The following is a 4881-nucleotide window of genomic DNA, read 5'->3' on the forward strand; positions in this document are numbered from 1 at the left end:
GCGCAGATCCGGCCTGATTGCAGGCAAGTTCCGTACCGGGGGCGGCGATCCCGCCCGGTCGAGTTTTTGTTCCGCCCTGGTCGAGCGCCCGGCCGCCCGGCTTGGCCAAATAGACTGCATCGGACGAGGTCTGCGATCAACCGGCAATGGAGGCGGCAATGGGCATCGAACATCCAAAGTACAAGGTGGCGGTGGTGCAGGCGGCGCCGGCCTGGCTCGACCTCGACGCCTCGATCGACAAGTCGATCGCGCTGATCCGGGAGGCCGCCGAGAAGGGCGCCAGGCTGATCGCGTTTCCGGAGGCCTTCATCCCCGGCTACCCCTGGCATATCTGGATGGACTCGCCGGCCTGGGCGATTGGCCGCGGCTTTGTGCAGCGCTATTTCGACAATTCGCTGTCCTATGACAGCCCGCAGGCCGAGCGCTTGCGCGATGCCGTGCGCAAGGCGAAGCTGACGGCGGTGGTCGGCCTGTCCGAGCGCGACGGCGGCAGCCTCTATCTCGCGCAATGGCTGATCGGCCCCGACGGGGAGACCATCGCAAAGCGCCGCAAGCTGCGGCCGACCCATGCCGAACGCACGGTCTATGGCGAGGGCGACGGCAGCGATCTCGCCGTGCACGCGCGGCCCGACATCGGCCGCATCGGCGCGCTGTGCTGCTGGGAGCACCTCCAGCCGCTGTCGAAATACGCGATGTATGCCCAGAACGAGCAGGTGCATGTCGCGGCCTGGCCGAGCTTCTCGCTCTACGATCCCTTCGCGCCCGCGCTCGGCGCCGAGGTGAACAACGCCGCTTCGCGTGTCTATGCCGTGGAGGGCTCCTGCTTCGTGCTCGCGCCGTGCGCGACGGTGTCGCAGGTGATGATCGACGAACTCTGCGACCGGCCCGACAAGCACGCGCTGCTGCACGTCGGCGGCGGCTTTGCCGCGATCTACGGCCCCGACGGCAGCCAGATCGGCGACAAGCTCGCGCCGGATCAGGAGGGCCTGCTGATTGCCGAGATCGACCTCGGCGCCATCGGCGTCGCCAAGAATGCGGCCGATCCCGCCGGGCACTATTCGCGGCCCGACGTCACGCGGCTGCTGCTCAACAAGAAGCGATACCAGCGCGTCGAGCAGTTCGCACTGCCGGTCGACACCGTCGAGCCCGCGGACATCGCCGCGGCGGCGAGCTGACTGCCGGATCGAGGGGAGGGCACGACCATGGAATCCGCAATTCCTCTGCATCTCGAAACCCAACGCACGCGCCACAAGCGCGTGCCGGACGATTACCAGCCGCCATATCCGTCCTTCGTGGCGCGCTACAAGCCCGCCGTCAGCCGTGTCGTAATGGTCTATTTCGGCGTCCAGTATCGCGGCGTGGCGCCATCGGCTGCGACGGGCGCGCTGAAAGAGATCGCGGCTCTCTTCGCTGCGGAGAACGGTCCGCCGCATTGGGACCGCGCGCGTTATGTCGACCAGTCCGGCTACGAGAACGTCGTCTCGGTCGCCTACTGGGACGACGTCGCACGCTTCGACGCCTGGTTCGCGCCGGCGCGCGAGGCGTGGACCGGAAGGCAGCGGGAAGGTGTCGGCACCTTCATCGAGGGGCTGCGTCCCGCTGTGGCGCGGCACGAGACGCTGTTCTCCTCGCTCGGCCGGCCCGAGGGTGTCGCCGTCATTGCAGAGGGCATGAGCGGCGAGGTGCAGGAGCACGCCTATTGGGGCGGCATGCGCGATCGCATCCCGCTGTCGCAGACCGACGCGATGGCACCCGGCGGGGTGCCCGAGCTGGTCCGCGATGGCGCGCGGCTGCGGGTGAAGGCGCACGACAATCTCTGCCTGATCCGGTCCGGGCAGGACTGGAGTGACACCGAGGCGTCGGAGCGAAAGCTCTATCTCGACGACGTCGAGCCGGTGCTGCGCGAGGGCATGGATTTTCTGCGCGACGACGGCCTCGGTATCGGCTGTTACGCCAACCGCTACATGAATGTGCTCGCCGCCGACGGCAGCGTGAGCGAAAAGTCCTACGGCCAGAGCTGGTGGAAGAGCCTTGCGGCGCTGGAACGCTGGGCGGAGTCACATCCGACCCACGTCAAGATCTTCGGCGCGGCGATGAAATACCTCTCGACGCTCGGGCCGTCAGCAAAACTGCGGCTCTACCACGAGGTTACCGTAGCGGCCGCGGACGAGCAGTTCTTCGAGTATCGAGGCTGTCACTCGAAAACGGGCATGCTGGCCGCGGTGGAGACGGTCAGCGCCTAGGCCACACAATGGCCGAGCAGGTCCGGATGCGCGGCGCAGATGTGATGCGCGCCGGCGTCGCGCAGCTCCGCCTCGCTGCCATAACCGTAGAGCACGCCGATCGCGGTCATGCCGTTGGTCCGGGCGCCGACCACGTCATGGCTGCGGTCGCCGATCATGATCGCACTGGCGGGATCGACCCTGGCCTCGTCGAGGGCGTAGCGGAGCAGGTCGCGCTTGTCGACGCGCGTGCCGTCGAGCTCGGAGCCGAACACGCGCTCGAAATACGGTTTCAGGCCGAAATGATCGACGATGCGGGTGGCGTAGACCGCGGGCTTGCTGGTGGCGACGAACATGCGCGGCGTCGTCGCGGCCAGTGTCGCCAAGGTGTCCATGATGCCGGCATAGGCCTCGTTTTCGAACAGGCCGATATCGGCAAAACGCTCACGATAGAGCAGCAGCGCCCGGTCGGCGAGCTCGTCGGTTCCCGTCAGCTTTTTCAGGCTGGCATGCAGCGGCGGCCCGATGCACCAGGTCAGCTCGTCCTCACTCGGCACCGCGAGATCCAAGCGCTCGAGCGCATACTGGATCGAGCGGGTGATCCCGGGCTTCGGGTTGGTCAGGGTGCCGTCGAGATCGAAATAGACTGTAACCATGCTGGCCGTGCCCGTGTTGATATTGCCGTCGGCTGCTTGACTAAACGACGCCGCGGGCCGAGGCAACGCCGCCCCGTCGATGTCGCGTACCGTTTTAAAGCTCGCTATTGGCGGGGCGTAAGCGTAGGGTCACGGGATCACCGCCCTTCCCATGGCATCCATCGGTGACTGAGGGTCACTAGCGCTCCCGCCGAACGAGGAGGAGCGTGCATGTCTCGATTTCGTCCGGCCGACTGGATCGTGCCGCCGGTGATCGTCCCGCTGTTTCTGTTGCTCCTGGTGGCCGCTGCGGCTTTTCTGCATGGATAGGACGCCGCTCCAATATCTGGTGAGCGCGCGCGATCGAAGCGGCTATGTGAGCCTGGGTCGCACCACGACGGCTGCCGCTTTGAAGAAGGCGAGGGAGCTGTTGCAGGAAGGCTATCTCGACGTGCGGATATGCACGCCGCAAGGCCGGATTCTGCTCTCCGATGAGTTCGACCAGTTCGAGGCATGAGGTGACGCCTGCGGTACGTCAAATGGCGCGCCCGGTTCATCGCAAGAGAATGCCTCGTGTGAACGCCACCCGGAAAGGTATCTGGATGAAAACGCTCCTTGTCGTATTGACGCTCGGCACATTTGCGCAAGGCGCGATCGCCGGTGAATCCGACTGCCACGCGATCGAAAGCACGAGCGGACGGCTCGCCTGTTACGACGCCGCGTTTCCTCCGAAGGTGAAGAAGCCCATTGCCGTGGAAAACGATCTATCTCGGGCCCCATACAAGGATCCATTCGTTGCGGAAGAGGCCCGAACCGCGGCGAAGCTGAAGAATATCTGTCGCGGTTGTTGAGGCTTGCAACCAAGCAGCGCGGGCGTGGCAGCAGGTCGACGGCGTGAACCAGCGCCATAACCAGGAGGATCTGCCATGTCACATACACAATTTGGCTTCCATGACGGGCGACCCAGCATGGTCGCGCATCGCGTCGGCGAGGTTCTACTCTCGGACATCGGGGAATGCGACGAGACCCTGAATCTCAGTGGGCTCGTTCGCGAGCCGTTGTCGCCGGCATTCCATCGGCTGGCTTGAGCCGGACGGGAGATGACCATCGAGCATGCCTCCATAGAGATCGCCCGCAAACCCTGGGGCCGCGTCGATCTACGTCCCTGGAGCAGCATCGACGCTTCGGCTGATCCGGTCGGCGAATTGTGGTTTGGGCGTATGGACGAGCGTGCGGCCAGCCCGGCGCTCCTGCTGAAGCTGCTGTTCACCAGCCAGCCCTTGTCGATCCAGGTTCACCCGAATGACGAATTCGCGCATGCCATCGGCTTGCCGAACGGGAAGACCGAGGCGTGGTACATCCTGTCGGCGCCACCGGGCGCGCGGGTTGCGCTGGGACTGAAGCGGATTCTCACGCCGCAGGCGTTGCGCGCGGCGATCAGGGACGGCTCGATTGCGGGCCATGTGCAATGGCGTCCTGTCGCGAAAGGCGACGTCATCCTCGTTCCCGGCGGCACGATCCACGCCATCGGCGCCAATATCGTGCTTGCCGAGATCCAGCAGCGCAGCGATACGACATTCCGTCTGTTCGATTTTGGCCGGCAGCGCGAGCTGCATGAGGACAGCGCCGTAGCCGCCTCCGATGCCGGGCCGCCGCCAACGCAATTGCCTGCGCGGCGCCTCACTGATGGTCGTACGGTTCTGGTCGCGAGTCCGCCTTTCGTGCTTGAGCGGATCGATCTCCAGGCCAATTCGCATTGCGAGCTCGATACTGATCGGGAAGCCTGGCTCCTCGTGATCGACGGGAAGGGGCGCGTCGGACGGGCGAATGCGACCGTCGGAGAGGCGATCTTCATCGAAGCCGATCATGCCGGCATCGACGTTGGCGCGAGCGGGATGAGCATCCTGCTCGCCTATCCGGGACCGGATCCAATTGTATCCCTGCTGCAGGATTGCACGGGACGGACGACAAAGTCCGCCGCCGTGCAGGCGCCGACATCAAACGAAATCATCGAGGTACCGACA

6 protein-coding genes are annotated in these 4881 nt (G+C 65.3%); 5 read left to right on the top strand and 1 reads right to left on the bottom strand.

Features of this window, described 5'->3' with window-relative positions:
* Positions 1-158 precede the first annotated feature (158 nt).
* On the top strand, positions 159-1175 hold the full coding sequence (locus tag AC1D00_RS26755; protein WP_477012718.1) for a carbon-nitrogen hydrolase family protein: 1017 nt from the start codon (positions 159-161) through the stop codon (positions 1173-1175).
* Between the two features lie 27 nt (positions 1176-1202).
* Positions 1203-2243, top strand: coding sequence for a phenylacetaldoxime dehydratase family protein (locus AC1D00_RS26760; RefSeq protein WP_477012719.1), 1041 nt, complete (start codon positions 1203-1205; stop codon positions 2241-2243).
* On the opposite strand, the gene AC1D00_RS26765 is transcribed toward AC1D00_RS26760, so the two are convergent.
* Positions 2240-2878, bottom strand: a complete 639-nt coding sequence (locus AC1D00_RS26765) for an HAD family hydrolase (RefSeq protein ID WP_135177276.1) — start codon at positions 2876-2878, stop codon at positions 2240-2242. The genes AC1D00_RS26760 and AC1D00_RS26765 overlap by 4 nt on opposite strands.
* A gap of 301 nt (positions 2879-3179) precedes the next feature.
* On the opposite strand from AC1D00_RS26765, the gene AC1D00_RS26770 reads away from it, so the two are divergent.
* From AC1D00_RS26770 to AC1D00_RS26780, 3 genes are all read left to right on the top strand, one after another.
* Positions 3180-3374 (top strand): hypothetical protein, encoded by a 195-nt coding sequence (locus AC1D00_RS26770; RefSeq protein WP_477012720.1) that lies wholly within the window; start codon positions 3180-3182, stop codon positions 3372-3374.
* A 1-nt stretch (position 3375) separates the two neighbouring features.
* Entirely contained in the window at positions 3376-3708 is a 333-nt protein-coding gene (locus AC1D00_RS26775) for a hypothetical protein (protein WP_477012721.1), read from the top strand.
* Positions 3709-3957: 249 nt separating this feature from the next.
* Positions 3958-4881 (top strand): class I mannose-6-phosphate isomerase (locus tag AC1D00_RS26780; RefSeq protein WP_477012722.1); only part of this gene is annotated, 924 nt, incomplete at its 3' end.

The organism is Bradyrhizobium sp. P2_E8, assembly GCF_056403875.1.